This window comes from Pseudarthrobacter sp. NKDBFgelt (genome assembly GCF_046097905.1).
In the GTDB taxonomy this organism is placed as follows: Bacteria; Actinomycetota; Actinomycetes; order Actinomycetales; family Micrococcaceae; genus Arthrobacter; species Arthrobacter polychromogenes.
On sequence record NZ_JBJURL010000004.1, the window covers coordinates 66,575 to 90,042 of the forward strand.

17 protein-coding genes are annotated in these 23,468 nt (G+C 64.6%); 12 read left to right on the forward strand and 5 right to left on the reverse strand.

What is annotated here, in order from left to right; all coding sequences use genetic code 11:
* The first annotated feature begins 163 nt into the window (after positions 1 to 163).
* From ACKAE7_RS02065 to ACKAE7_RS02080, 4 genes are all read left to right on the forward strand, one after another.
* Positions 164 to 1,354, forward strand: a complete 1,191-nt coding sequence (locus ACKAE7_RS02065) for an ROK family transcriptional regulator (RefSeq protein WP_190610849.1) — start codon at positions 164 to 166, stop codon at positions 1,352 to 1,354.
* Positions 1,355 to 1,485: 131 nt separating this feature from the next.
* Positions 1,486 to 3,048 carry a multiple monosaccharide ABC transporter ATP-binding protein gene (gene mmsA, locus ACKAE7_RS02070; RefSeq protein ID WP_188809155.1) on the forward strand — a complete coding sequence of 521 codons (1,563 nt, stop codon included), beginning with the start codon at positions 1,486 to 1,488 and terminating at the stop codon, positions 3,046 to 3,048.
* 45 nt (positions 3,049 to 3,093) lie between these two features.
* On the forward strand, positions 3,094 to 4,374 hold the full coding sequence (gene mmsB / locus ACKAE7_RS02075) for a multiple monosaccharide ABC transporter permease (RefSeq protein WP_104185429.1): 1,281 nt from the start codon (positions 3,094 to 3,096) through the stop codon (positions 4,372 to 4,374).
* Positions 4,375 to 4,424: 50 nt separating this feature from the next.
* The gene (locus ACKAE7_RS02080; protein ID WP_408978388.1) at positions 4,425 to 5,522 is read left to right on the forward strand and encodes a substrate-binding domain-containing protein; all 1,098 of its coding nucleotides are present in this window, start codon (positions 4,425 to 4,427) and stop codon (positions 5,520 to 5,522) included.
* A 70-nt stretch (positions 5,523 to 5,592) separates the two neighbouring features.
* Here ACKAE7_RS02080 and ACKAE7_RS02085 read toward each other — a convergent pair whose 3' ends face one another.
* Positions 5,593 to 7,101 carry a polysaccharide lyase family 1 protein gene (locus ACKAE7_RS02085; RefSeq protein WP_408978389.1) on the reverse strand — a complete coding sequence of 503 codons (1,509 nt, stop codon included), beginning with the start codon at positions 7,099 to 7,101 and terminating at the stop codon, positions 5,593 to 5,595.
* Between the two features lie 243 nt (positions 7,102 to 7,344).
* Here ACKAE7_RS02085 and ACKAE7_RS02090 point away from each other — a divergent pair, with 243 nt between their 5' ends.
* From ACKAE7_RS02090 to ACKAE7_RS02110, 5 genes are all read left to right on the forward strand, one after another.
* A complete protein-coding gene (locus ACKAE7_RS02090) occupies positions 7,345 to 8,415 on the forward strand; it encodes a Gfo/Idh/MocA family protein (RefSeq protein ID WP_408978390.1) in 1,071 nt (356 codons plus the stop codon).
* A gap of 179 nt (positions 8,416 to 8,594) precedes the next feature.
* Positions 8,595 to 9,551 (forward strand): hypothetical protein, encoded by a 957-nt coding sequence (locus tag ACKAE7_RS02095; RefSeq protein WP_408978391.1) that lies wholly within the window; start codon positions 8,595 to 8,597, stop codon positions 9,549 to 9,551.
* Positions 9,552 to 9,637: 86 nt separating this feature from the next.
* Positions 9,638 to 10,822 (forward strand): hypothetical protein, encoded by a 1,185-nt coding sequence (locus ACKAE7_RS02100; RefSeq protein WP_408978392.1) that lies wholly within the window; start codon positions 9,638 to 9,640, stop codon positions 10,820 to 10,822.
* Positions 10,823 to 11,103: 281 nt separating this feature from the next.
* Complete coding sequence (locus tag ACKAE7_RS02105; protein ID WP_188730445.1) at positions 11,104 to 12,330, forward strand: serine/threonine-protein kinase; 1,227 nt, start codon at positions 11,104 to 11,106, stop codon at positions 12,328 to 12,330.
* A complete protein-coding gene (locus ACKAE7_RS02110) occupies positions 12,327 to 12,833 on the forward strand; it encodes a hypothetical protein (protein ID WP_408978393.1) in 507 nt (168 codons plus the stop codon). The genes ACKAE7_RS02105 and ACKAE7_RS02110 overlap by 4 nt, the downstream gene beginning before the upstream one ends.
* Before the next feature lie 130 nt (positions 12,834 to 12,963).
* Here the strand turns inward: ACKAE7_RS02110 and ACKAE7_RS02115 are convergent, their stop codons facing one another.
* Both ACKAE7_RS02115 and ACKAE7_RS02120 read right to left on the reverse strand, forming a co-directional pair.
* A complete protein-coding gene (locus ACKAE7_RS02115) occupies positions 12,964 to 15,186 on the reverse strand; it encodes a catalase (RefSeq protein WP_408978394.1) in 2,223 nt (740 codons plus the stop codon).
* Between the two features lie 165 nt (positions 15,187 to 15,351).
* Entirely contained in the window at positions 15,352 to 17,571 is a 2,220-nt protein-coding gene (locus ACKAE7_RS02120; protein ID WP_188809148.1) for an NADP-dependent isocitrate dehydrogenase, read from the reverse strand.
* 329 nt (positions 17,572 to 17,900) lie between these two features.
* Here ACKAE7_RS02120 and ACKAE7_RS02125 point away from each other — a divergent pair, with 329 nt between their 5' ends.
* Entirely contained in the window at positions 17,901 to 18,860 is a 960-nt protein-coding gene (locus ACKAE7_RS02125; RefSeq protein ID WP_191034311.1) for a hypothetical protein, read from the forward strand.
* The gene (locus ACKAE7_RS02130; RefSeq protein WP_191034312.1) at positions 18,844 to 19,053 is read left to right on the forward strand and encodes a hypothetical protein; all 210 of its coding nucleotides are present in this window, start codon (positions 18,844 to 18,846) and stop codon (positions 19,051 to 19,053) included. Before ACKAE7_RS02125 ends, ACKAE7_RS02130 begins: the two co-directional genes overlap by 17 nt.
* A 138-nt stretch (positions 19,054 to 19,191) precedes the next feature.
* Here the strand turns inward: ACKAE7_RS02130 and purH are convergent, their stop codons facing one another.
* The gene (gene purH, locus ACKAE7_RS02135) at positions 19,192 to 20,889 is read right to left on the reverse strand and encodes a bifunctional phosphoribosylaminoimidazolecarboxamide formyltransferase/IMP cyclohydrolase (RefSeq protein ID WP_191034313.1); all 1,698 of its coding nucleotides are present in this window, start codon (positions 20,887 to 20,889) and stop codon (positions 19,192 to 19,194) included.
* 142 nt (positions 20,890 to 21,031) lie between these two features.
* Here purH and ACKAE7_RS02140 point away from each other — a divergent pair, with 142 nt between their 5' ends.
* Positions 21,032 to 22,384: an MFS transporter gene (locus ACKAE7_RS02140; protein ID WP_104185440.1), complete on the forward strand. Its 1,353-nt coding sequence runs from the start codon at positions 21,032 to 21,034 to the stop codon at positions 22,382 to 22,384.
* A gap of 71 nt (positions 22,385 to 22,455) precedes the next feature.
* Here the strand turns inward: ACKAE7_RS02140 and ACKAE7_RS02145 are convergent, their stop codons facing one another.
* Positions 22,456 to 22,974, reverse strand: a complete 519-nt coding sequence (locus ACKAE7_RS02145) for a hypothetical protein (protein ID WP_408978395.1) — start codon at positions 22,972 to 22,974, stop codon at positions 22,456 to 22,458.
* Positions 22,975 to 23,468: the final 494 nt, after the last annotated feature.

The window sequence follows — 23,468 nt, forward strand, 5'->3', positions numbered from 1 at the left end:
CCTTCCTCCAGCCTAGCGATGCCCTGGCGGCGCAATCGGGGCTGTTTGCACCCCTGCGGGCGGCAGCGGGGTCAGATTGTCCTGGTTCCCTCATTCCGGACCGAAACCGCCTCTTGCGTTAACTTCTTGACTACAAGAGCCGGGATAGGGCAATCTTCTTAGCATGTCCGCAACCCCGCGCTCAACGAGGAGCAAGCAACAAAATCCGGGATCGCAGTCCGCGCTGCGCCAGCTGAACCAGCAACGGATCATCGAAACCCTGATGGGCGGACCGGCCACGCAGGCTGAACTCGCCCGCCAGACCGGCCTCTCCACCGCAACGGTGTCCAACATCGTCAAAATCATGCTGGACTCCGGCCTTGCCTCGGCAGAACCAATCACCAGCTCCGGCCGCCGCGCATTGAACGTCAGGCTCAACAGCAACGGCGCCGTCGCTGTGGGAATCGACTTCGGGCGGCGCCACCTCCGGGTGGTGCTGGCCTCCCTCAGTTACCACGTCATCGCCGAGGAATCCGTGATGCTTCCGCTCGGCCACCAGGCTGAAGAAGGCATCCGGGCCGCCGTGGCCCTGCTGGACAAACTGCTGCGGGAGAGCGGCATCGAGCGCAGCGCCGTGGTGGGTGCCGGCGTCGGAATTCCCGGCCCTATAGACCGGCGCACCGGAACCGTGGCCCAAGGCGCCATCCTCCCGGAGTGGGTGGGGATCAACATCCTTCAGTATCTTGAGGAGACGCTGCAGATCCCCGTGTTCGTTGATAACGACGCGAACCTGGGCGCCTGGTCCGAGGTCACGTGGGGACAGCATTCAGGGGTCAGCAACCTCATGTTCCTGAAGATCGGATCGGGCATCGGCGCGGGCCTGATCCTCAACGGGGCCCCCTATTACGGAAACGTCGGCATCACAGGCGAAATAGGCCATGCCACCATCCACGAGCAGGGCCTCGTGTGCCGCTGCGGCAACCGTGGATGCCTGGAGACCATTGCCTCCACCACCACCATGATCGAACTCCTCAGCCGGGGCGAGGACAGGCCCCTGACGCCCGCGGATATCGTCAAGAAGGCCCTCAACCGGGACCCCGCGACGCTCCGGGTGGTGGACGATGCCGGGCTCTCAGTCGGCCGCGCACTGGGCAACGTCGCCAACCTGATCAACCCCGAAGTCATTGTGGTGGGAGGGCCGCTCGCGGGCCTTGGCGACATCCTGCTGGACCCCATCAGGCGCGGCCTGGTGAGGCACGCCGTCCCGGTGATCGGGGAAACCACCACCCTGGCCATGTCCTCCCTGGGCGACCGCGCCGAGGCCCTCGGGGCGGCTGCTTTGGTGTTCCAGCACGCCGGGATACGGAAAACCTAGACCGTTTCGTTACCCGCCGATTGCGTTAAAGACTTGACGACAATAGGCGTGATCCAGTTTACTTTTGGATCAGACGGCCCTGCGCTTTGCCGGCCGGACAAAGAAGTCATTGCATTGGAGGGTTAGGGTTCATGACGTCCCAGACCACGCAAACGGAACCGATCATCCTTGAGATGAGGTCCATCACCAAGGAATTCCCGGGCGTTAAAGCGTTGGATAACGTGAGCCTGCGGGTCAAAGCCGCGGAGATCCACGCAATCTGCGGCGAGAACGGTGCAGGCAAGTCCACCCTGATGAAGGTCCTCTCGGGCGTCTACCCGTACGGCAGCTACGACGGCGACATCGTCTACCAGGGCCAGGTGCAGCAGTTCAAGGACATCAGGGCCAGCGAACACGCCGGCATCGTGATCATCCACCAGGAACTGGCGCTCATCCCCGAGCTGTCCATCATGGAAAACATCTTCCTGGGCAACGAGCCCACCAAGCGCGGCGTCATCAACTGGGCTGAAGCCCGGCTGCGCTCCCTGGACCTGCTGGCCAGGGTGGGCCTGCGCGAGGACCCCGATACCCCCATCAAGGAAATCGGCGTCGGCAAGCAGCAGCTGGTGGAAATCGCCAAGGCGCTGAACAAGTCCGTGAAGATCCTCATCCTGGACGAGCCCACCGCGGCTCTGAACGAATCTGATTCCCAGCACCTGCTGGACCTGATGCTCGGCCTGAAGGCCAAGGGCATCACGTCCATCATCATTTCCCACAAGCTGAACGAGATCGAACAGATCGCCGATTCCATCACCATCATCCGCGACGGCAAGTCCATCGAAACGCTGAACGTCAAGGCTGACGGCGTGGACGAGGACCGGATCATCAAGGGCATGGTGGGGCGCACGCTGGAGTCCCGTTTTCCGGACCATACGCCCAACATCGGCGAGGTGTTCTTCGAAGTCAAGGACTGGACCGTGGGCCATCCCAACGTGGCGGACCGGCTGGTGTGCAAGGACTCGAGCTTCTTCGTCCGCCGCGGGGAGATCGTCGGCTTCGCCGGGCTCATGGGCGCGGGACGCACCGAGCTGGCACGATCAGTCTTCGGCCGGTCCTACGGCCGCTTCATCGACGGCCACATCTACAAGGACGGCAAGGAGATCACCCTCAAGTCAGTGCGCCAGGCCATCGACGCCGGTTTGGGCTACGTCACCGAGGACCGCAAGTCCCTGGGACTGAACCTGCTCGATGACATCAAGACCACCACGGTGGCAGCGAACCTGCGGAAGATCAGCCACAACTCGGTGGTGGACCTGAACCAGGAATTCACTGTGGCGGAGCAGTACCGCAAGTCACTGCGCACGAAAACCCCGTCCGTGGAGGAAGGCGTGGCCAAGCTCTCCGGCGGCAACCAGCAGAAGGTGGTCCTCGCCAAGTGGATGTTCACCGACCCCGACCTGCTGATCCTGGACGAACCGACCCGCGGCATTGATGTTGGCGCCAAGTACGAGATCTACGGCATCATCCAGCAGCTTGCCAACCAGGGCAAGGGAGTCATTGTCATTTCCTCGGAACTCCCCGAGCTCCTGGGCCTGTCCGACCGCATCTACACGATTTTCGAAGGCGCCATCACAGGTGTCCTGAACAAAGACGAGGCCAGCCAGGAAAGCCTGATGAAACTGATGACCTCCGCCCGCAAAGCCGACGCCGCCTGACCCTCTGGATCATCCCAGAACCTTCCGGACACAAGGACTGACACCATGAACGCCCTCAAAAAGCTGTTTGGCGGAAACACCCGCCAATTCGGCATGATCTTCGCCCTGGTTGCACTGATCGTCTTTTTCCAGATCGCCACCGACGGCCGGACCCTCACCCCCGGCAACGTCATCAACCTCTTCAACGGCAACTCCTACATCCTGATCCTCGCCATCGGCATGGTCCTGGTGATCATCGCGGGGCACATTGACCTGTCCGTGGGCTCCATTGCAGCCTTCGTGGGGGTCACGGTTGCCCTGGCCATCCGGGACTGGGGCATCCCCTGGTATGCCGGGGTACTTCTGGGCCTGGCTCTTGGAGCGCTGATCGGCGCCTGGCAGGGCTGGTGGGTGGCCTATGTGGGGATACCCGCCTTCATTGTGACCCTCGCCGGTATGCTGCTGTTCCGCGGCTTCAACCAGTTCGTCGGCAAGTCCAACACCATCCCCGTTCCGGCCGACTTCCAGTACCTCGGTTCCGGCTACCTCCCGGAAGTGGGACCCAATACAGGCTTCAACAACCTGACCCTGCTGCTGGGCATCGCTGCCGCGGCATTTGTGGTGGTTGGCGAACTGCGGTCCCGCGCCCGGGCCAAGGCATTGGGCGCCGAGGTTCCGGAAATGTGGGTCACCGCGCTGAAGCTGGTCCTGATCTGCGGTGCCATCCTCTACGCCACGTACCTGTTCGCCACCGGCCGGCCCGGCACGTCGTTCCCGATTCCCGGCCTGATCCTGGCCGTCCTGGTGCTGATCTACGGCTTCATTTCGTCACGCACCGTCCTGGGCCGCCACGTCTACGCCGTCGGCGGCAACCGCCACGCGGCCGAACTCTCCGGCGTCCAGTCCAAGAAGGTCAACTTCCTGGTCATGATGAACATGTCCATCCTGGCCGGCCTGGCCGGCATGATCTTCGTAGGACGCTCCACCGCATCGGGGCCCTTTGACGGGGTCGGCTGGGAACTGGACGCCATCGCGGCCGTCTTCATCGGCGGCGCAGCAGTGACCGGCGGCGTGGGAACCGTCGTCGGCTCCATCATCGGCGGCCTGGTCATGGCTGTGCTGAACAACGGCCTCCAGCTCCTCGGCGTCGGCGCCGACCTCACCCAGATCATCAAGGGCCTGGTGCTCCTGATCGCCGTCGCCTTCGACGTCTACAACAAGAGCCAGGGCAAGAAGTCGATCATCGGCCTGCTCACCCAGAACTTCAACCGCAGGCAGGGGCCCTCCAACCCCAACCAGCCGGACGAGACCACCTCCACGAAGGAAGCGATCGCCAGGGAAGCCTGAGCCTTGCGGCCTGAATAGCGTTACACCACCACAAAGAAAGAGAACCAACAATGCGAATGATTGGTAAAGCAGGAAAGGCAGCAGCGGTCGCTGCCATCGCAGCACTGGCGCTGACGGGCTGCGGACGGTCTGAGACCTCCACAGGCGGCGGCACCGAGGGCGCCGGCGGCTTCGAGCAGGACTCCGCCATCGGCGTCGCGCTTCCGCAGAAGACCAGTGAAAACTGGGTCCTTGCGGAGAGGCTGTTCAACGAAGGCCTCACCGAGGCCGGATTCAAGCCTGACGTACAGTTCGCCAACGGCGGCGTGTCCGAACAGCAGAACCAGATCAGCGCCATGGTCACCAAGGGCGCCAAGGTCATCATCGTGGGTGCCATCGACGGCTCCCAGCTGGGCACCCAGCTCAAGCAGGCCAAAGACTCCGGCGCCACGATCATCGCCTACGACCGCCTGCTGCTGAACACCGAAAACGTGGACTACTACGTGGCCTACGACAACTTCAAGGTGGGCGAGCTCCAGGGCCAGGCCCTGCTGGAAGGCCTCGAAGAGAAGAAGGGCGAAGGTCCCTACAACGTCGAACTCTTCGCAGGCTCCCCGGACGATGCCAACGCCAAGGTCTTCTTCGACGGCGCCATGAGCGTCCTGCAGCCGAAGATCGACGACGGCACGCTCAAGGTCCTCTCCGGCCAGACCAGCTTCGAGCAGGCTGTGACCCAGGGCTGGAAGGCTGAAAACGCCCAGCGCCGCGCAGACACCCTGCTCACCGGCAGTTACTCCAGCGAGTCCCTGGACGGTGTCCTGTCCCCGAACGACACCCTGGCCCGCGCAGTCCTGACCTCCGTCAAGGCAGCAGGCAAGGAGCTTCCCGTCGTCACCGGCCAGGACTCCGAGGTTGAGTCCGTCAAGTCCATCATTGCGGGCGAGCAGTACTCCACCATCAACAAGGACACCCGCAAGCTCGTTGAGCACGCCATCACCATGGTGAAGGATCTCCAGGCCGGCAACGAACTGGAAATCAACGACGAGAACTCCTACAACAACGGTGTGAAGACTGTTCCGGCCTACCTGCTGGAGCCGGTCATCGTCACCGCTGCGAACGTCAAGACCGCTTACGAAGGCGACCCGGTTCTCGAGCCGATCACCAAGTAGCCATCTGCAAGCAGAACGCCCGGTCCCCTGTTGGGGGCCGGGCGTTCCTTGTGCCTGGCCGTCCTTCGTTCTACTGCTTAACGGTGAGGACCCCCGGACCCGTGAAGTGCAGCGCGTGGTTCCGCACCGCCTGGGGCGTTGCGAATGCCTTGTAGTTGTATGCATCCGCAGGGTCCCAGCCGACGTCGGTGCTGAAGTCCCAGCCCGTCCAGTCCGGGGCAGGCTCTCCGTTGAACTCCGCCTCCGCCAGGGCCTCCGCGCGGTTCTGCTCGAAGGATGCCTGCGCCACGGCATTGAGGTCAGCCTCCTCACCGTTGAACCAGGACCCGATGTCCTTGAAACGGTGTCCGTTGTAGCTGCTCACCATGATTGATTCGTCAGCCCCGGGTCCGGTGTAGACGAAGGCGTTGCGCTCGGAGAAAATCCGCGACTCGTAGCCTGCACCCAGGAAGTAGCTGTTACCACCCTGGCCCTCGCTGATCATAGGGTACTGCGGGTGTTCTGTGCTGGCCACAAAGTAGTTGTTCAGCACATGGACTTTCCCGAACCGCACCCGCGGACCGCGTTGCTGGATATTTTCGAGGTGGTTGCCGATGTAGCTGACGCGGAGTTTCCCGCCGTCCTTGTCCACATGTTCGTCACCTGACCCGAGCAGCATGGTCTTGTCATGGTTGTACAGCTTGCTGTTGGAGACGGTCACGTAGTCGGTGCCGTCCTTGAGGTCCAAAAGGCCGTCGTGCCGGTTGGCCGGCTTCCCGTTAGGCCCGATCGGTGCCTCGCTGTCGGGGAACCTCCCATCGGTCAGCCGGACATGGTCTATCCATAGATGGTCGGAGGTAACGGAAGAGACTGCATCGAACCTCGCGTTCCAGGCGCCATCACCGTCGTCAGGGGACCAGGTGCTGAAGAAGTCCACGGGCGCTTCCACGCTGAGGTTGCGCATCACCACATTGGTGGCACTGAGGATTACGATGTTGGCGCCAACGAAACCTGAGTCGGCGCCGAGTCCAATCAGGGTGGTGTTGCTGGGCAGACTTACTTCGATCTGCCGCTTCATGTTGTTGCTGCCGGTCTGCCGGAGCTGCCTCTGCTTCTTGCAGTATTCATAGGTCTGGTCGCTCCAGACCTTTCCCTCCGGCCCAAAGCAGGAAATGTACTTGTTGATGTCATACCCCGGGGCGTAGTCCTGCTCCCCCAGGATTCGGCCATCGGGCGCCTGGTTGCCGTCGATGGTCCCGTTGACGTAGACGATCTTGGGAGCCTTGGGGTCGCCGTTGTTTGCCAGCGCAGCCTTAAGTCCGGCCAGGGTGTTGACTTCGTAGCGGCTTTCGGCGGGGGCGCCGGCGCCGCCGTTCGTACCACTTCCGACGGCGGCCCAGCCCGTGGGTGCCGCGTCATCGGCCCGGATAATGCCTCCTCCGGTCCGTGCCGGGCTTGCGGGCGCCATACCGGCGGCTGCCGGTGCGGCCACTGCCAGCCCCGCTGCCAGCGCAAGAGCTGATCCGGAAGCGGCTACTCCGGCTCCGAGGCGGAACCTGGTCCGGACCTGTGGACTTCTGTTGTGTGTTGTGGACGTCATTGGCCTTTTTTCCGGCATGCCAAACAGACCACATGCCTAGGTGGGTGCGGATCGTGGGAAGGTAGTTACCGCGTAAGAAAGCGGTTTCTAGCGGCGGTTCTCTATTCTTACGTGCCCCGCGACAATGCTGTCAAGGGTTTGTCACAACCAGCTGCCATGCATTTCCAAGAGTTAACCGACGCTCTTGCACTTACTGCAGGTCATAACTGAACCCTCGCTCACCTCAATGAGAGGATGGTCACCATGAGTGCCCCCATCGCCAAGCCGTGGCTGTCCAGCCAGTCCGACCAGGACCCCCGTTCCGCTACCGGTTCTCCCCTGCGCTGGGGGATCATCGCCACGGGCGGTATCGCCCGCTCGGTGTCGCAGGACCTGGCCCTGCTGGCGGACGCCGAGCTGTCTGCCGTCAGTTCACGCGGCCAGGACACGGCGGATGCCTTTGCGGTGGCCTACGACTTCGCGAAGGCTTACGGTGACGACGGCGGCGTGCCCGGCTACCAGCGGCTGCTCGCGGACGAGCACGTGGACGTCGTCTACGTGGCGACGCCCCATGCCCAGCACCACGAAATCGTCCTCGCCGCGCTCAACGCCGGCAAGCACGTCCTGTGCGAAAAGGCCTTCACCATTAACGCCCGGGAAGCGTCCGAGCTCATCGACGTTGCCAGGAGCCGCAACCTGTTCCTCATGGAAGCGGTGTGGAGCCGTTTCCTGCCGAGCATGCAGCGGGCGTTCGAGATTGCCGCGTCCGGCGAGCTCGGCGACATTTATTGGGTCACGGCAGACCTTGGTTTCCCGGCCCCCTACTCCCCTACCGCCAGGCTGTGGGCCAGAAAGGACGGCGGCGGCGCGCTGCTGGATCTTTCGGTTTACCCACTCCTGTGGGCGCTGGGCACTCTCGGCTTTCCGCAGACCGTGAGTGCCACCGGGTTCATCAATGACGACGGTGTGGACGCCCAGAACGCGCTGACGTTGGGATACAACCACGGGGCGCAGGTGCAGCTTACGTCCTCGCTGCTGGCGCATGGTCCCCGGACCGCCACAGTGGCCGGAAGCCTTGGCTTCCTTCAAAGCGTGGGCTCCATTAATAATCCCGGTGAACTGACGGTATCAACAGGCTGGGACTCCCGCAGGACCGAAGCCTTTGAATCGGTGGGCCGAGGATACGTGTACGAGCTGCGCGAAGTAACCCGCTGCATCCAGCAGGGCCTAACGGAAAGCCCGGTGATGCCGCTGGAGGACACCCTGAATACAATGCGGCTCTTTGATGGCGTCCGTGCGCAGCTCGGTGTCAGCTATCCGAACGACCGGCACTGAGCCTCGCACCGGGAAGCTTCGCTCCAACGTCACGTATGACCAGTTCCGGCGGCTCTGTTATTCCTGAGATGTGAAGTTTTCAGTTTTGTCGAGTTGTTTGAGCAGGCCCTAGACTTCCTGCAACATTCGGTCTTAGGCTGTAGCCATCGTCGAATGCATCAGTACTGGGGGTGGTACGCATGGCTGGTAGTCGCTCGCCGTGGCGTGCCCTTCGTCCTGTGTTCCTTGCAGGCGCCGCCACCCTCACCTGGCTGACCTTTTCGGCGTCAGCTGCTTCGGCAGACACGCTGCAGGATGCAACTTCCCTGTTGGGGGGCGTCACCGGTTCAGTATCTTCGGTGGCGGAAGAGCTGCCCCTTTCCGTAGCCAGTCTTGCTGATCCCGCACCCGCCGCCTCAGCACCGGCGCCGGACTCGTCGACTGGGCTGCTGCAGCCCCTGGCGGGAGAGGTTTCCGGGCTTGCGGACCAGATTGTTTCGTCGGTACCTTTCGTAAACAACGTCATCCCTGCGGGAACGGTGTCCGTCGTAGCTGTTCCAGTCGCCGAATCCGTAGACATGGCGGTGACGGAAGCAGTGGAAGCTGTTATTCAACCTGTGACCGAAATACTTCCGGTCCTCGAGCCGGCCCTGCAGCCCGTTGAAGACCTGGTATCCGCCGGGCCAGGACTTCCTGAGCCCCCCGTGGCAGTTCCTGATGATATGGCGCCGTCTGCAGCCGTGCCCGGCGCGATACAGGCCCTTGCTCCAACCAGCGTGGCTGTGGCGACGGCACCTGCGGCATCGGCTGAACCAGCCTCCACCGGCATTTTTGAGGTCCCAGGAACCGGCACCCCCGCAGCGGGTCCGGTGGACGTAGCCACCACTTACGTGGCACTTCAAACTGCGGTTTTGGTACCCAATGTCAGCGAGGGGCAGCCGGGGGCGGCAGACCCATCGACCGCCCCTGCCCAGGCTCCTCCCGCCCCTGGCTCCGCCACGGGAAGCAGCACAACTTCTGCCGCTTCCTCCGGGGCGGCGGCATGGCTAAGCCCCTTTGACCTCAACCTTCCTACCACCGGTGGTGTCCTTGCCGGCGAGTTCTCCGAGCATGCCCCCGCACCGGTGTCTTTCGACCCCGGTTCATCTCCTGACTAGTTGACGCCCGCCTGCCCTTGCGGCAGAAAACGGCCATCCGGGTTGCTGCTGAGCAGCCTGTACTCAACTTTTCAGGAGACATCACCATGAACTCGAACCTCCGCCGGGGAATGCTCGGCACCCTCTTTGCAGGCGGGCTCCTAGCCCTCAGTTGCACTGCGGCAAATGCCGCGGACACCACCAGTGGATCGGACCTTTCCGCATCCGCCCTCATCTCGGCGGCGGCGTCCGTTGACTCGACGTCGTTGGGCCAGCTGGGTGACCCAACGCCGTCCGTTTCAGCTGACGCTGCCGTCGCAGCCGACGTTGCGCTTGGAGGTGCCACCGGCGCGACAACGGACGCCACCGGCCTCGCCGCGGCGGTCGTCGTCGCCGCCGATGCCACCATTGGCGGCACCGGCACCACCGGCGAACTCGTAGATGCCAACATCGACGCCACCATTGGCGGCACCGGCACCAGCGGCGACCTCGTCGACACCAACGTCAACCTCACCATCGGCGGCAACAACACCGGCACAACCGGCGAACTCGTGGACGCCAATATCGATGCCATCGTCGGCGGCACCGGCACCGGCACCACCGGGGAACTCGTGGATGCCAACGCCGACCTCACCATCGGCGGCATTGGCACCACCGGCAACGGTGAACTTATCGACGCCAACGTCGATGCCACGATCGGCGGAAACACCGGCACCACCGGTGAACTCGCCGACGCCAACATCGACCTCACCATCGGCGGCAACAGCACTACCGGCGGCAACGGTGAACTCGCCGACGCCAACGTTGACCTCACGATTGGCGGTAACAGCACCACCGGCGGCAGCGGCGCGATTATCGATTCCAACGTTGACCTCATCATCGGTGGAACCCGCACTACCGACGCCGAAAACCCGGGAACGGGAACACCGGGAACCGACAACCCCGGCACCACCGACCCGGGTAACGGCACCACGGACGGTGTCGGCACTGTTGACCCAGGGGCCACGGATCCCGGCGCTGACAACGGAACCACGGGGACTACGGGCACCCCGGGCAACGGAAGTGGCACTGGCGCCCTGACCGACGGAGTCTCCACAGCACCTGCCGCAGGATCCACCGCAGTTGGCGGTGCCATTGCTGTGGACACCCGTGCAAGCAGCGGCACCGGCAGCACCCCGGCCCAAGGGGCCACTGCTTTGGCAAACACGGGTGTGGATGCCTCCCTGGCGCCCCTCGCCCTCCTGCTTCTGGTGGCAGGACTCCTGATGCTTCGTAAGCGGAAGCTGTCGTAGCGCCGGCCACCTGCTGACAGTGCCTGCACCACGCGCCTGAAGCGGCTGCAACGGAGCGGGCTGAAGGAAAGGAGGTCCGCAAAACACCACACCAAGACCACGTACAACATGTATTCAGCACACATGTCCTTGTGAACGGTGGTCCGGCGGCGAAAGCACACCTTTGCCGCCGGACCACCGGTGTGCGGCAGCTCGGCGGCCCCGGGTGAATCGTCCCTTTACTCCACCGCCCGTATAATTTGAGGTACGACAGTGCCGCAGCGCACCGGGAGGAACGGGTCATGGTGGCGGAATCGCCTAGCTCCATCAAGAATGAAGTGGTCGGCGGACGTTACCGGTTGGGTGAGGTGATTGGCCGCGGCGGTATGTCGTCGGTCTACTGTGCCCGGGACGAAAATCTGGGCCGCGACGTGGCACTCAAGCTCTTCGCTCCCCAAGCCCCGGACGCCGATGAACTCAAGCGCCAGGAAGCGGAGATCCAGCTTCTGGCAACCCTGAACCACCCCGGCCTGGTGACGCTGTTCGACGCCGGGATCGATACCCGCATCCCTGACGAGCCAAGGCCCTTCCTGACCATGGAACTCGTGGAGGGACAGGACCTGCGTGCCCGGATCCGGCACAGCACCGTACCGCTGGAGGAACTGGCGGTCATCGGTGCCGGCATCGCCGACGCCCTGGCGTACGTCCACGGCCTCGGCGTTATCCACCGTGACATCAAGCCCGGCAATATCCTGCTGGTCCAGATCCGCCCCGGTGAACCGCTGCGGCCCAAGCTCACGGACTTTGGCATCGCCCGGATCGTGGACGCAACCCGGTTGACCGCAACGGGAACCATGGTGGGCACAGCTGCCTATCTCAGTCCCGAGCAGGCGCTCGGCAAGCCACTCGGCCCCTCCACGGACATCTACTCCCTCGGCCTGGTGCTGCTCGAATGCATCAAAGGCACCGTGGAATACCCTGGCAGCGCGGTGGAATCTGCGGTGGCGCGCCTGCACCGCGCACCGGAAATCCCCGAGGACCTGCCCGCCGAATGGGCTGACCTCATCCGGTCCATGACCGCCATCGAACCACTCGAACGGCCCGCCGCCGCGGACATCGAAACGGCCTTGCGGCAGGCGTTGGTTTCACCCGCATCCACGCCGGGTGAACTTGCCCCGGAGACCACCAGGGTGCTGCCCGCGATGCCCTTCCACCCGCCGTCCATCACCGCCGAGGAATCCGTAGATGAGCTGCGGGAAGCGGCAGGCCCGAATGCTTCCCTCGCTGTTGGGCAAGTTCCGGGAACCGCGCACGAAGCCCTCAACCAGGACCGGGCGAAGGACAGCAAGAAGCGGACAAAGCGGTTCTGGCTCGCGGCGGTCCTGGCCCTCGTGGTGGTGGCGGCCGCGGTGGCTGCAGCGCTGATGACCCTGTCAGCCCAGTCGCCGCCCGACGTCGTGCCTTACCCCACGGTGACGGGTGTCCTGGGCGAGCACCTTGAGGAACTTCAGAAGAGCGTGGAACCGTGAGGCTGAGCTTTGCCGGTGGACGCGCGTCCGTGCTCGCATGCTCCGGTGCCTTCGTGGCGGCCGCGCTGCTGAGCGGCTGCGGCACAACGGAGGCCGGCCTCGAGCGCGAGGCGGCACGGCAGCTTCAGGCACGCGTCCTCGAGGTGACCCAGGCGTCGTCGGAGAACGACCCCGCCGCCGCCTTGCGGGCGTTGGAGGGGCTTGAAGCCGAACTGGAAGCGGCGCAGTCTGCAGGCCAGATTTCGGAGGAACGACGCCGGAGCATCACCACGATCGCTACGGCCGTCCGTGCAGACCTTAACGAAGCGATCGCAGCGGCGGAGAAGGCGGCGGCGAACAAGGCAGCCGAAGAGGCACGGATCGCTGAGGAACAGGCCGCAGCGGCCACTCCCCCGCCAGCCGTCGAGGTCCCGGTCCCCGCGCCAGCCCCTGCGCCAGCGCCGGAAGGCGAGAAGGACAACGACAAGAAGGACAACGAGGGCAAGCGCAAAGGCAACGACTGACGCCACATGCGGAAGGGAGCACCCCGTCATGACGACGGCGGCGCTCCCCTCCGGAAAATGGCCTTACCGGGCGGTGCCCGTGTCAGCCAATGAGGCGTCAGCCGGCTGCTGCGTCAGCGGCCACGCCCGTTCAGGATTGGGCCGGTGATGCCGGGAACCGCTCCCACACCCTGTGGGCTGCCAGCAGGGCCGTCAGCTTAGAGACCAGTGACTCGGCGTCGCTCGCGGACACGATGCCCGGGGTGTCCTGCGGAATGCCCGCTGCGGCCAGGGCTTCGGCGCCGGAATCCCAGGTACCGATTGCCTTAGCGTGCCGGTACGCTTCCGTGAGCAGCAGCGCTGCCCGCGGGTCGGAGGCGCCGCCGGGAGCGCCGGCCTTGGCATCCAGTCCGGGCGCGGCATCGGGAGCCGGCGCGGCGGCCGCCGCAACGATGACGGCGTCGAACTCGGTGGAACGTGCGGTAAGGTAGGTCCGCTGGACGGGGACCCCGCCGTCGTTCTCGGGTCCAAGGAAGCCACCCGCCGGGGCGATGACCAGCGGGACGATGCCTTCCGCATCCAGCGCCTTCCGTGCCGCATTCACGGCTGCCAGGTCGCTGTCCGCGTCGGCAAGGATGCCCACAACCCTGCCGGCGACCGGCCAGGTCCCGCCTATCTGGGACAGCGCGGGGCTGGGGTCTGAGTCCGCTACCTGTTCTGTTGCCTCCGGTGCGGGAAGGCCCAGACCCTTGGCGACGGCGGCACACAGCTCCGCGTCCACGTTGGCCAGGGCCGCGAGCTGGCGTTCGCGGATGGACTTCTCGTAGCACTTGCCCAGTTCGAACGTGTAGGCCTGGATGACGTGGTCCCGCTCCACCGGGCTGAGGCTGCGGAAGAAGAGCCGTGCCTGGCTGAAGTGGTCGTCAAAGGACGCCGGGTTCTTCCGCTCCTTGATGGATGCGGCCAGTTCCTCCGGCACGTCGATAAAAGCCCCCACGTCCTGGCCAGCCAGGAACGGGCAGCCGCCGTCAAGCGAGTTGGGGCGGTAAGGGGCCGCTCCGCCATGGACCGCCTGCTGGTGCATGCCGTCGCGCAGCATGTCGTTCACCGGGGCCTGCGGCCGGTTGATGGGGATCTGGGCGAAGTTCGGCCCGCCCAGCCTGGAGATCTGGGTGTCCAGGTAGGAGAACAGCCGCACCTGCAGCAGCGGATCATTCGTGACGTCGATGCCGGGCACCAGATGGCCGGGGTGGAAGGCCACCTGCTCGGTTTCAGCGAAGTAGTTGGTCGGGTTGGCGTTGAGAGTCATGATGCCGATGGGCTGGACGGGGGCCAGTTCCTCGGGGACGAACTTGGTGGGATCCAGCAGGTCGATGCCTTCGAACATCTGGTCTTCAGTGTCGGGGAAGGTCTGGACGCCGAGTTCCCACTCAGGGAAGGCGCCTGCCTCGATCGCGTCCGCCAGGTCCCGGCGGTGGAAGTCAGGATCCATGCCATTGATGATCTGGGCTTCTTCCCACACCAGCGAGTGGACACCCTGCTTCGGCTTCCAGTGGAACTTCACCAGGGTGGTCCTGCCCTCGGCGTTCACAAACCTGAACGTGTGCACGCCGAAGCCTTCCATGGTCCGGAACGAACGCGGGATGCCGCGATCGGACATGTTCCACATGGTGTGGGCCTGCGCCTCGGTGTGCAGGGAAACGAAGTCCCAGAAGGTGTCATGGGCGCTCTGGGCCTGCGGGATCTCCCGGTCCGGGTGCGGCTTCGCGGCATGGACGATGTCCGGGAACTTGATGCCGTCCTGGATGAAGAAGACCGGGATGTTGTTGCCGACGAGGTCATACGTGCCCTCGTCCGTGTAGAACTTGGTGGAGAAGCCGCGGGTGTCGCGGACCGTGTCCGCGGAGCCGCGGGAGCCGAGCACGGTTGAGAAACGGACAAAGACGGGCGTCTCCACGTCCTTGGCCAGGAAGCCCGCACGGGTGATGTTGGACGCGGTCCCGTAGGAGCGGAACACACCGTGGGCTCCCGCCCCGCGGGCGTGAACCACACGCTCGGGAATGCGCTCATGGTCAAAGTGGGTGATCTTTTCGCGCAGGTGATGGTCCTGCAGCAGGATGGGTCCGCGGGAACCTGCCTTCAGCGAGTGGTCCGTATCGCCAAGGCGAAGCCCCTGCGCGGTGGTCAGGTACTGGCCGGACTGGGCACGGGCAGTAGCCGGCGCGCCGGTGGGGCTTCCCGTCGGCGACACAGCCTCAGGGGCCTGCTGGTCCGGCTTCGGAGGCAGCGGCTCGCGTGGGGTGGTAGGTTCCTGGAGGCTGGCAGGTTCGCTGGCGGGGACGCCGGGAATCTGGATGTTGCTGTCTTCTGGCACGATTTTTTCTCCTCAGGATCGGCAACGTCAGCAGTCATCGGCGCAAACCGATATACTAAGCGTACTTAGTACCCTAGCAACGATTCCTGCGGCCACAAGCTCTGCGCCTACCCTGAAAACACAAAGCGGCGTTCCGGACATCCGGAACGCCGCTTTGCTGCAGTCCTAGCTCAGGGTTGCAATGACCTTGTTAAGTGTTGCCGAAGGACGCATCACCGCAGTTGCCTTGGCATCGTCCGGGCGGTAGTAGCCGCCGATGTCCACCGGCGAGCCCTGGACCTCAGCCAGCTCGCCGACGATCGCCTCTTCCTTGGCGGAAAGCTCTCCGGCGATGGAGCTGAAGGAGGCCGCCAGGTCGGCGTCGTCCGTCTGCTTGGCCAGTTCCTCAGCCCAGTAGCGGGCCAGGAAGTAGTGGCTGCCGCGGTTGTCCAGCTCGCCGGCACGGCGGCTTGGCGACTTGTTCTCCAGCAGGAACGTCCCGGTGGCGCGGTCCAGGGTGTCGGCCAAGACCTGCGCGCGGGCGTTGTTGGTGGTGGTGGCCAGGTGCTCGAAGCTGACAGCCAGGGCCAGGAACTCGCCCAGGCTGTCCCAGCGCAGGTGGTTTTCCTTGAGCAGCTGCTGGACGTGCTTGGGGGCAGACCCGCCGGCGCCGGTTTCGAACAGGCCGCCGCCGTTCATCAGCGGAACAACGGAGAGCATCTTGGCGCTGGTGCCCAGCTCGAGGATGGGGAACAGGTCCGTGAGGTAGTCGCGGAGCACGTTGCCGGACACCGAGATGGTGTCCTCCCCCTTGCGGATGCGGTCCAGGGTGAAAGCGATCGCCTTGACCGGGGACATGATCTGGATGTCCAGGCCCTCGGTGTCGTGCTCTTTCAGGTACTCGTTGACCTTGGCGATGAGGTTGGCGTCGTGGGCGCGTTCCTCATCCAGCCAGAACACGGCCGGAGTCTTTGAGGCGCGGGCGCGGGTCACGGCCAGCTTGACCCAGTCGCGGATGGGCAGGTCCTTGGTCTGGCAGGCGCGCCAGATGTCGCCCTCGGAAACCTGGTGTTCAACCAGGACGTTCCCGGAGCCGTCAACGATCTGGACCGTTCCGGCTTCCTGGATTTCGAACGTCTTGTCGTGGCTGCCGTATTCTTCGGCGGCCTGCGCCATGAGGCCCACGTTCGGCACGGTGCCCATGGTGGTGGGATCGTAGGCGCCGTTGGCACGGCAGTCATCGATGACCACCTGGTAGATGCCGGCGTAGGAGCTGTCCGGCAGGACGGCCAGGGTGTCGGCTTCCTTGCCGTCCGGGCCCCACATGTGGCCGGAGCTGCGGATCATGGCGGGCATGGAGGCGTCCACGATCACGTCGCTGGGGACGTTCAGGGTGGTGATGCCCTTGTCCGAGTCCACCATGGCCAGCGAGGGACCATCTTCGAGGCCCTTCTTGATCAGGTTCTGCACGCCTTCGCGCACGTCCTCGGGCAGGTCCTCGAGGCTGCTCAGGATGGCGGCCAGGCCGTTGTTGGGGCTGATGCCGGCGGCGGAGAGCTGCTTGCCGTAGGTCTCGAACAGTTCGGAGAAGTAGGCCTTGACCACGTGGCCGAAGATGATGGGGTCCGAGACCTTCATCATGGTGGCCTTGAGGTGGGCGGAGAACAGCACGCCCTCTTCCTTGGCGCGGGCAACCTGCGCCTTCAGGAATTCGTCCAGGGCGGCGGCGCGCATCACGGTGCCGTCGATGACCTCACCGGCCAGGACAGGGAAGGCCTTCTTCAGGACCTTGACCGAGCCGTCCTCGCGGACCAGCTGGATGGCGATGGTGCCCTCGGACTCCACAACCACGGACTTCTCGTTGGAACGGAAGTCGTCCTGGCCCATGGTGGCCACGTTGGTCTTCGAGTCGGCAGTCCAGGCGCCCATGGAGTGCGGGTTCTGGCGTGCGTAGTTCTTGACGGACAGCGGTGCGCGGCGGTCCGAGTTGCCTTCACGCAGGACCGGGTTCACGGCGGAGCCCTTGATCTTGTCGTAGCGCGAGCGGATGGCCGTCTCCTCGTCCGAGGAGGGGTTGTCCGGGTAGTCCGGGAGGGCGTAGCCCTGTTCCTGCAGCTCGGCAATGGCGGCCTTCAGCTGCGGGATGGAAGCGCTGATGTTGGGCAGCTTGATGATGTTCGCTTCCGGCGTCTTTGCCAGCTCACCGAGTTCAGCAAGGGCGTCACCGATCTGCTGCTCGGGGGTCAGGTAGTCACCGAAGACGGCGATGATGCGGCCGGCGAGCGAAATGTCGCGGGTCTCCACCTCCACACCTGCTGTCGAGGCGAACGCCTCGATGATGGGCAGGAACGAATAGGTAGCCAGCATCGGCGCTTCGTCGGTGTGGGTGTAGATAATCTTGGACATGCGCGGGCGTCTCCCTGTGGGTCGGCTTGGTTGTGAAAATTCGGTCTATTTCACCATGTACAACTTACCCGAGCACAGGGATTTCACCCCTACCGGGACTGCCGCGTTACCCCGGCCCGGGCAGGATTACAGCGATGGAGAACGGACGACGCCGGCACGCACCTGGGGCGCCCATCCGCCGTCGCGCTTTCCTCACCTTGGCATCCCGGCAGGCCGCTGACGGCCATACATGATACGTCACTACTATTTACAAACTTGTCATATGGCGATAAATTCGCAGGGTCACTTCGCCCCTACCGGGGCCATCTCCCCGTTACGACAGGACAATAATGACTCGCACCAGGTCTCTGGCTACCGGCTTCCTGAGCCTCTCAGCCGCTGCCGTTCTGGCACTCACCTCCGCCGGCGGAGCCACCGCTGCTCCGGCGAAGGACAAGGCAAACCCCTCCGTCACCAGCACTGTCGTGGATGCCGCGGGCGTGGCCGACTACTGGACGGCCGACCGGATGCAGACCGCCATCCCCGGTGACGTCCTGGCGGGCAAAGCCCTGGAACGGGGCAACCGCTCAAGCGCAGGGCTGGTGGAAAAGGGCAAGAAGTCTGAGGTCAAGGCCACCAAGGGCAAGCCCACCATCGCGCAGAGCGAGGCGCCGGTAAAGCACATCGGCAAGGTCTTCTTCACCCTGGCTGGCTCGAACTACGTCTGCTCGGGCAACGCCGTGACCTCCGCCAATGAAAGCACCGTCTCCACGGCGGGCCACTGCCTCAACGAGGGGCCGGGAGCTTTCGCCACCAACTTCGCCTTTGTGCCGGCCTACGAGAACGGCGCCGAGCCCTACGGCAAGTGGACCGCCAAATCCCTCCACGCCCCCACCCAATGGAGCGCCAACGGGGACATGGCCTACGACACCGGCTTTGCCGTCATGAACACGCTGAACGGCCAGACCCTCACGGACGTCGTGGGCGGATCCGGCGTGGCGTTCAACGAGGCGCGCGGCCTCACCTACAAGTCCTTCGGCTACCCCGCAGCATCGCCCTTCAACGGCCAAACCCTCAAGAGCTGCACCGGAACGGCCACGAACGATCCCAACAACCCGAAGTTTGAAACCCAGGGCATCCCCTGCGACATGACTGGCGGTTCCTCCGGCGGCCCGTGGTTCATCGGCACCAGCTCCGCGGGCGTCCAGAACTCCGTCAACAGCTACGGCTACAACCGCTCCGCTGTGATGTACGGCCCGTACTGGGGATCCGTCATTCAGCAGACCTACGCCAGTGCAGCAGCCTCCTAAGGAGATCCCGTCCGGCCAGGACCCCGTCAGCCACGCCGAACTGGGCCAGACGCACGAGGAGATCCTCGAGTACTGGACGACGGAACGGATGGCGGAGGCCAAGCCCCGGGAGCTGCGGCTTCCGGAGGAGGGTCCGCGCCTCAAGCAGAGGGGCGCGGACGCTGGTGAAACGGCGTCCGGATCTTCTGAATAGACAAAGCCTGGAAACAACAACGGCGCCCGTCCCCTTCGCAGGGGGCGGGCGCCGTCGTCGTTAACTCATCGATTGCTCCGTAACTGCCGTTATCGGATGCGAAAACGGCAGGTACGGAGCAATCGGTGCCGGTGGGGATTAGTGGAAGAAGTGGCGTGCCCCGGTGAAGTACATGGTGACGCCGGCGGCGTTGGCCGCGGCGATGACTTCCTCATCCCGCACGGAACCGCCGGGCTGGACCACGGCGCGGACCCCGGCGTCGATCAGGATCTGCAGGCCGTCAGCGAACGGGAAGAACGCGTCGGAGGCTGCAACGGCGCCGCGGGCGCGGGCAGGTGCGCCGCTCGCGCTGGTGTTGGAGGCACCGCCGGGGGCATCGCCCCCACTGGCACTGTCGGACTCCACCGTCACGCCGAGGGTGTTGGCCCGCTCCACGGCCAGCCGGCAGGAGTCCAGGCGGTTGACCTGGCCCATGCCAATGCCCACGGCGGCGCCGTTCGAGGCGAGGAGGATAGCGTTGGACTTTGCGGCGCGGCAGGCGGTCCAGGCGAAGGCGAGGTCCGCGAGCGTCTTCTCGTCCGCGGCTTCACCCGCAGCCAGGGTCCAGTTGGCGGGGTTGTCGCCGTCGGCGTCCACCTTGTCGCTGACCTGGACCAGCATGCCGCCGGAGACCTGGCGGAACTCCGTGGGGTAGCGGCCGTAGCCTTCCGGCAGGGCGAGCAGGCGGATGTTCTTCTTCTTGGACAGGATCTCCACGGCCTCAGGCTCGAACCCCGGGGCGATGACAACCTCGGTGAAGATGTCCTTGACCGTGTTGGCCATGCCCGCCGTCACGGTGCGGTTGGCTGCGATGACGCCGCCGAATGCCGAGACGGGATCGCAGGAGTGGGCCTTGGCGTGGGCGTCGGCGATGGGATCCGCAGCATCTGCGGAACCCACAGCGACGCCGCAGGGGTTGGCGTGCTTGATGATGGCCACCGCCGGCTCGCTGAAATCGTAGGCGGCGCGCAGGGCAGCGTCCGCGTCGACAAAGTTGTTGTAGCTCATGGCCTTGCCGTGCAGCTGGTCAGCCTGGGCGATGCCCACCGGGGCCGCCTTGTCCGCGTACAGGGCAGCCTGCTGGTGCGGGTTCTCGCCGTAGCGCAGCACCTCGGAGCGCTCCAGGGACAGGCCGGCGTAGGCGGGCCAGTCGATGACGCCGTCGCCGTCCTCGTCGAGGAACTGGCTCGCGGTCCAGGTGGCCACGGCGTTGTCGTAGGAGGCCGTGTGGGCGAACGCCTTGGCGGCCAGCCGGCGTCGTGTCTTCAAATCAAAGCCGCCCTCAGCGGCCGCGGTGACCACCTGGCCGTAGAAGGCGGGGTCCACCACAATGGCGACGGCGGCGTGGTTCTTCGCTGCGGAGCGCACCATGGCGGGGCCTCCGATGTCGATCTGCTCGACGACGTCGTCCTGGCCAGCGCCGGACTTGACGGTTTCCACGAACGGGTAGAGGTTCACCACCACGAGGTCGAAGGGTTCGATCTCCATCTGGGTGAGTGTGTCCATGTGGGCTGCCACGCGGCGGTCCGCCAGTATGCCGCCGTGCACGCGCGGGTGCAGGGTCTTGACCCGGCCGTCCAGCATCTCCGGGGAACCTGTGACTTCCTCGACTTCCTGGACAGGGATGCCTGCGGCGGCAATCTTCTTGGCCGTGGAACCGGTGGACACGAGCTTCACTCCGGCTGCATGCAGGCCCTGCGCGAGCTCCTCCAGACCGGTCTTGTCGTAAACCGAGATCAGTGCCCGGCGGATGGGAACACGGTCGATGGATACGCGCTCATGCTGCGTGAAGCTCACAAATGTCTCCGTCTTATGTCGCGGAACAGTGCCGCGGTTGGTGGGGATACGGCCCAGTTTATCCCGAAGCGGTGGTTGCCCCGCGAGTCGGCCGGAGTGTGAACCCCCGTGGGCCCGGCTAAAGTTTTCCCAGGAGGCTGCGATGAATACTTACACCACTGTGCCGAGCGGCGAACAGGTGGTCCAGGAACTGCCCTGGCGATGGAAAGTCCAGGGCAAGATCTTTTTGATCGGCGGCCTCGGCTTCATGTTCGATGCCTGGGATGTGACCCTCAACGGCATCCTCATCCCTTTGCTCTCAACCCACTGGGCACTCTCCCCGGGCGAGGTGGCCTGGGTGGGCACCTCGAACCTGATCGGCATGGCCGTGGGCGCGTTCGTGTGGGGCACCATCGCCGACACCATCGGGCGCAAGAAGGCCTTCACGGCCACGCTGCTGATCTTTTCGCTCTTCACCGTGCTGGGCGCCTTCTCCCCCGACTTCATCTGGTTCTGCGTGTTCCGCTTCATGGCCGGGTTCGGCCTGGGCGGCTGCATCCCGGTGGACTACGCGCTGGTGGGTGAGTTCACCCCCCGCAAGCAGCGCGGCAAGGTCCTCACGGCGATGGACGGCTGGTGGCCGGTGGGGGCAGCCCTGGCAGGCTTTGTGTCCGCCGGGCTTGTGGCCCTGTACGGCGACTGGCGGCTGACCATGCTGGTGATGGTCCTGCCTGCCCTGCTGGTGTTCTGGGTCCGGCGCAGCGTTCCGGAGTCCCCGTTGTTCCTGATCCGCAAGGGCCGGCGCGAGGAGGCGGCCAAGGTGATCGACGGGCTGGTGGCCGCCACCGGAGCGGAACCCCGCGCCTACAGCCTGCCCGATGCCAAGGAAGTGCCGCGGCTCTCGGCCGGCAGCGCCTGGCACCAGTTGCGGCTGGTCTGGCAGTTCAACTGGAAAATTACTGCCACCGCCTGGGCCCTGTTTTTCAGCATCCTGCTGGTCTACTACCTGTCACTGACCTGGATGCCCAGGATCCTGATCGGCGCCGGGTTCGCGGAGTACAAGGCATTCGTCACCACGGCGTCCATGGCGGCCGTTGGGCTTTTGGGTGTGGTTGTGGCCGCCCTGCTGGTGGAACGGGTTGGGCGCAAATGGATCCTGGCCATTACCGGCCCGTTGTCCGCGCTGACCCTGGTGATCGTGGCTTTCGTGGTGGACATTCCCACGGCGGCGGTGTTCTGGCTGCTGGTGTTCGGGTTCGTGGTGCAGGTGGCCATCCCGGTGCTGTACGCCTACGTGTCCGAGCTCTACCCCACCGAACTGCGCGGCACCGGCTTCGGCTGGGCGTCCACGTTCTCCCGCCTGGGCGCCGGCTTCGGGCCGCTGATTTTCGCCAACTACTTCTGGCCCGAGCTGGGGCTGGCCACGTCCTTCGCCCTCGCCGGCGGGCTGGTGCTGATTGCGGTGCTGTGGATGGCGTTCTTCTCCCCGGAGACCAAACAGCGCCGCCTCGAGTAGCCACCCCTCCCCCACCCAACTAGGTAGCGCTAAGTGTCGTTTTGACGCCTCGGAACGACACTTAGCGCTACCTAGTTTTGCTCGCTGGGAGACCAGCCCCGGCTCAGGAGCGATGAGCGGACTTTGGCCACCGCTGGCCGGGCGTCCCTCTCCATGTGCCGCTTTGAAATCCTCACGAGCAGCCAACCGGCACGGACAAAGTCCTCTTCGCGGGTAATATCGCGGACGATCTGAGCAGCTTCGGAATGCCCCTCGAAGTCGTACTCCACCGCCACCTTCTGTTCCGGATAGCCCAGGTCAGGGTGGCGTACGACGGCGGCATACAGTTCCGTGGGCATGTTCAGCAGAGGTTCGGGCAGGCCTGCGTCCTCCAACGCCAGCCGCAGGCGGGTTTCAGGGGCGGAATCCGATCCGACCCGCGCACGATCAAGGGCAACCCGAGCCTTCCTGATTCCGGGCGTCCCCTTGTGCCTGTCGAGCATTTCCTCGAGATCTTCCCGGGTTGCATACGGCTCCGACCTGCCCTCGAGGTCCGGCCGCGGGACCCGCAGCAGATGATCAGCAACAACGGTTAACTCTTCGATGCTCATCTTGCGTGAACAGTCCAACCAGGTCCTTACCGGCGACGTGACCAGCAATCCCGAAAGATTCACGATCTCGTCCGCGAAAAACTGCCCGCGATGTCCCTTCACGCCGGGCCGGCGCATGATGGCAACTGTGTCGGGCCGCGAAATGTGCAGCAGGGGCTCATCACTGCCCGGAAGGAACCTGGGAACCCCCACAGGAGAAAGGCCGAGGCATGCGAAGCAGCAGCACAGTCCGTCACCAATGTGTAGGGACGGATGCGCGGGGCAAGGTGGTGTTCGTTGGCGGCATCCGGCACCCGGACTCCACGGCTTGGCCAGAGCAAGCCCTGGTGACGTAGACGCCGCCGGCTGATTCCGGCGTCGACCGCTTCTTGGAAAGTGAAAGGGCATGACGAAAGCTGCTCGGGCAGTTGACTCGGTACCTTCATCCGCCCATCGTGGCAGCCAAGACGGGATGCCGCAGAGGTTATCCACAGGCTTGCGCTCCGATGCCCAAC

What these genes read in the sequence shown, in the direction of transcription:
- ACKAE7_RS02095 (WP_408978391.1), top strand. Translation starts at nt 8,595, where the DNA reads ATGGCTGGTAGTCGCTCGCCGTGGCGTGCCCTTCGTCCTGTGTTCCTT.
- ACKAE7_RS02140 (WP_104185440.1), top strand. Translation starts at nt 21,032, where the DNA reads ATGAATACTTACACCACTGTGCCGAGCGGCGAACAGGTGGTCCAGGAA.
- ACKAE7_RS02100 (WP_408978392.1), top strand. Translation starts at nt 9,638, where the DNA reads ATGAACTCGAACCTCCGCCGGGGAATGCTCGGCACCCTCTTTGCAGGC.
- ACKAE7_RS02125 (WP_191034311.1), top strand. Translation starts at nt 17,901, where the DNA reads ATGACTCGCACCAGGTCTCTGGCTACCGGCTTCCTGAGCCTCTCAGCC.
- mmsA (WP_188809155.1), top strand. Translation starts at nt 1,486, where the DNA reads ATGACGTCCCAGACCACGCAAACGGAACCGATCATCCTTGAGATGAGG.
- ACKAE7_RS02090 (WP_408978390.1), top strand. Translation starts at nt 7,345, where the DNA reads ATGAGTGCCCCCATCGCCAAGCCGTGGCTGTCCAGCCAGTCCGACCAG.
- mmsB (WP_104185429.1), top strand. Translation starts at nt 3,094, where the DNA reads ATGAACGCCCTCAAAAAGCTGTTTGGCGGAAACACCCGCCAATTCGGC.
- ACKAE7_RS02105 (WP_188730445.1), top strand. Translation starts at nt 11,104, where the DNA reads ATGGTGGCGGAATCGCCTAGCTCCATCAAGAATGAAGTGGTCGGCGGA.
- ACKAE7_RS02080 (WP_408978388.1), top strand. Translation starts at nt 4,425, where the DNA reads ATGCGAATGATTGGTAAAGCAGGAAAGGCAGCAGCGGTCGCTGCCATC.
- ACKAE7_RS02065 (WP_190610849.1), top strand. Translation starts at nt 164, where the DNA reads ATGTCCGCAACCCCGCGCTCAACGAGGAGCAAGCAACAAAATCCGGGA.
- ACKAE7_RS02085 (WP_408978389.1), bottom strand. Translation starts at nt 7,101, where the DNA reads ATGACGTCCACAACACACAACAGAAGTCCACAGGTCCGGACCAGGTTC.
- ACKAE7_RS02120 (WP_188809148.1), bottom strand. Translation starts at nt 17,571, where the DNA reads ATGTCCAAGATTATCTACACCCACACCGACGAAGCGCCGATGCTGGCT.
- ACKAE7_RS02145 (WP_408978395.1), bottom strand. Translation starts at nt 22,974, where the DNA reads ATGAGCATCGAAGAGTTAACCGTTGTTGCTGATCATCTGCTGCGGGTC.